Annotated in this window: 3 protein-coding genes; 1 reads left to right on the plus strand and 2 read right to left on the minus strand. The window is 44.1% G+C overall.

From position 1 onward, the window contains the following. Nucleotides 1-210 precede the first annotated feature (210 nt). The gene (locus HMPREF9999_RS01175) at nucleotides 211-1,542 is read left to right on the plus strand and encodes an ATP-binding protein (RefSeq protein WP_009436389.1); all 1,332 of its coding nucleotides are present in this window, start codon (nucleotides 211-213) and stop codon (nucleotides 1,540-1,542) included. Nucleotides 1,543-1,846: 304 nt separating this feature from the next. Here HMPREF9999_RS01175 and HMPREF9999_RS01180 read toward each other — a convergent pair whose 3' ends face one another. Further along, on the minus strand, nucleotides 1,847-2,416 hold the full coding sequence (locus tag HMPREF9999_RS01180; protein WP_044062860.1) for a hypothetical protein: 570 nt from the start codon (nucleotides 2,414-2,416) through the stop codon (nucleotides 1,847-1,849). A gap of 62 nt (nucleotides 2,417-2,478) precedes the next feature. Then, nucleotides 2,479-2,640: a bacteriocin gene (locus HMPREF9999_RS10140; RefSeq protein ID WP_009436392.1), complete on the minus strand. Its 162-nt coding sequence runs from the start codon at nucleotides 2,638-2,640 to the stop codon at nucleotides 2,479-2,481. Between the last annotated feature and the right edge of the window lie 564 nt (nucleotides 2,641-3,204).

Below are 3,204 nucleotides of genomic sequence, written 5' to 3' on the forward strand. Positions count from 1 at the left end.
TCTAACGTCTACCCTCTAATGTCTAACGTCTATCCCCCTTTCTGCTCGGCTTCACTGCGTTGCGCTCGCCTCGGGCTCTGCTTAGACGTTAGGGGTTAGCGCAAGAAATCTCAAACAATCTTCGTCTTCTTTCCATAAAATCACTAAATTTGCAATCATAACCGCAGAAAAATGTTTTATACAGCATTTTTCTGCACTTAAAATAGGCGCATGAAGATTAGAAGAGATATAATGGACATCTTCCTACAATGGAAAGACGAGGCAGAAAGGAAGCCCATTCTCTTGAAAGGAGCAAGGCAGATTGGTAAGACTTGGGCGATGGAAACCTTTGGCGAAGTGGCTTTTGAGCATTGTGCAAAGTTTGATTTTGACCGACAGCCCGAACTCAAGAGTGTTTTTCAAACGTCTAAAAGTCCTGCACGCATCCTCAAAGAGTTATCACTCTATACGGAAGTTCCTATCATAGCAGGCAAAACACTCATCATCTTTGATGAGATACAAGAATGTGAGGAAGCCTTCAACAGTCTGAAATACTTCTACGAAGACGCTCCCGAGTATCACATCATTGCTGCTGGGAGTTTGTTGGGAGTCGCTGTGAAGAAAAAAAGCATGACTGTTCCTGTGGGCAAGGTGCGTATACTGCGAATGTATCCCATTTCTTTTCGGGAATTTTTGCGGTCGGCTGATGACAAATTATTTGAATACGTAGAAGGCTTGCAGCAGGCAGAGCATTTGCCAGAGATTATTTTCAATAAGTTGAAGACCGAATACCGACGCTATTTGGTGTGTGGAGGTATGCCCGAAGCTGTTATTAGTTTGCTCGATAATAAAGGTATGGAAACGGTGGAACATGTATTGCAAGACATTCTCGACCTTTACGAGCTTGATTTTGCCAAGTATGCCACCACCAAAGAGATTCCACGCATTCATGCCATTTGGCACTCTCTTCCGTCGCAATTGGCAAAGGAGAATCGCAAATTTATTTATAAGGTGGTGAAACCAGGGGCGCGCTCCAAAGATTACGAAGATGCGTTGCTATGGTTGGAAGATGCAGGCATGATATATCGGACGTTTAATATCACCAAACCCGCCTTGCCTGTCTCTGCTTATGAAGACCCAACGGCATTCAAAGTCTATGCTTGTGATTGCGGATTGTTGCGTCGTTTGGCTAAGTTGCCGGCAACGGTTGTGCTGAACGCTACTGCCAACTACACGGAGTTCAAAGGGAGTATGGCAGAGAATGCAGTTTTGCAGTCCTTGATGCCACAGATGCAGGATGATGTGCCACATTATTGGTCGCCCGATAGCAGAGCAGAAATTGAGTTTGTCATTCAGCAGGGAGAAGACATCATCCCTGTTGAAGTCAAAGCCGAGCAATGTGTTAGTGGGCGGAGTTTGTCTGTATATACTGAAAAATACCAACCCAAACATCGCATTCGATTTTCTTTTCTCAATCTGCAATACAATAATGGGTTGCTTAGTTGCCCATCCCCCCTTGCAGAATGGTTCAAACGGTTCTTGCCGTTAGAGATTAGACATTAGAGGTTAGAGGGTCGCGAACCCTTTTCCGCTCGCCACGGAGTGGCTCGATTCCTAGGAGAGCTAGTCTTTCTAGTTGTTCTAGTCCATCCGCGCGAGCCTTCTAACGTCTACCCTCTAATGTCTAACGTCTATCTCCCTTTCTGCTCGACATTTGTTACTTCCTTGTCCGTGTGCCGACGATGGGTAGAAACGCACAAAACCGCAATACCCACCAAATCAGAAACCATATCTGCGGTGAGCGTACAGAATTCTCTTCTACCTCCCACTCCCCACTCCTCATCAATATCAATCAGCTAAGACTTCCCTAATAGGCATTATTAGTTGAGATATGTTGTGCGCTCACCCAATCCAATAGGCCATTGTCATCCACTTCTACCTTGCTTCTGTTGAGATTGTTCTCACGAATGCGCGCTTTGTCTTTGTAAGCATCTAGTTTAAGTACACGATATTCCAACTTATTGCCCTTGCCATTGACGTAAAAGTCCAAGACGGCATCCACGAAGTTCACAGGAATGCTGTCTACATACTGATAAGAACGCACGACAGCGCGCAATCTGTAGTAGTCTGCAGCCTTTGCCGTGACTTCCGTTGGGGCAATGTTGTAATCGCGTGGGACGAGGCGAACGGTATCTGCGACAGGTGCAGCCAAAGGTTGGTAGGACAAGTGCGAGAAGCTCAGCTTTTTGAACTGAGAAGTGGAGAGAAAGAGGCCGTTTTTGGGAGTAATCCCCAAAACTTTCCCTAATTGTGCATCGGTAACGACTACGTTTTCAATAGGAAGTAGCGTTGTTGCATCAATCACATGGACTTTGCGCTGCGCTGAAAGGCTGAGAGAGTAGAGGGTGCAGAGAGAATATATGAGTAATCGGAACATAGATAGAAGTTTTTTAAGAATAGCCCCAGAGAAGTGTAAGCTACTCTGGGCTACCCTAGGATTTACCACCAAGGTAAACGAATCTTGAAAGTAAAGATGCGGAGGTAAGCGTTATGTGGTACACCATCACCAATTCCACCAATGCCGATGAGAGATGCTCCTCCCTCATCTTCTTTTTTGCCACCCTTGATGGCAGAAAGCTCTTGATTGTTGAGTTTTTCCATACGTTGAATGTTTGGAAGGAATACTAGAAGATGAAAAGGATATAATAAAAAGTAAATCCTTTCGACGACAAAAATAAGACAAAAACAGACAGCCAAATAATCAAGAGAAAAATTGAAAGAATGAGTGATATTTTCGCAGAAGGGTAGAGTCAACGAGTAAGTGCAAATTTAGTTAATTCTTTTGTAGAACTCAACTTTCGGGGTAGAAAAATTGAGTTTTTGTCGTGGTGTAGAGTCAGCCGTAGAGTCAACCAGCGAGCGCAAAAATACAATAGTCTTTTGTAATGGGAGTTCTTGTCGAGCTCCTGTTTTGTCTAACTCTCTCTTGAGAAGTTCCTTCTGCCGTCTGCAATGGGAGTGAGAGTGTTGGATAGTCGGAGAAATCTCCAAAAATGTCGGAGATTCTAGAACAAATGTGAGAGTTTTCTCCGAAAATGTCCGACTTTTTCTCTGAAATGTCGGAGGTTTTAGAGGTTAGTCATTATTAGACATTAGATTTTAGACGTTAGCAATTAGACATTAGATAAAATAAATCCCCACTCACCTGCTAGAGAGGAGTGGGGA

The sequence above is a fragment of the Alloprevotella sp. oral taxon 473 str. F0040 genome (genome assembly GCF_000318095.2).
Classification (GTDB): domain Bacteria; phylum Bacteroidota; class Bacteroidia; order Bacteroidales; family Bacteroidaceae; genus Alloprevotella.

Excerpts from the sequence above, each read along its gene's own strand:
- HMPREF9999_RS01175 (WP_009436389.1), top strand. The coding sequence starts at position 211 with ATGAAGATTAGAAGAGATATAATGGACATCTTCCTACAATGGAAAGAC.
- HMPREF9999_RS10140 (WP_009436392.1), bottom strand. The coding sequence starts at position 2,640 with ATGGAAAAACTCAACAATCAAGAGCTTTCTGCCATCAAGGGTGGCAAA.
- HMPREF9999_RS01180 (WP_044062860.1), bottom strand. The coding sequence starts at position 2,416 with ATGTTCCGATTACTCATATATTCTCTCTGCACCCTCTACTCTCTCAGC.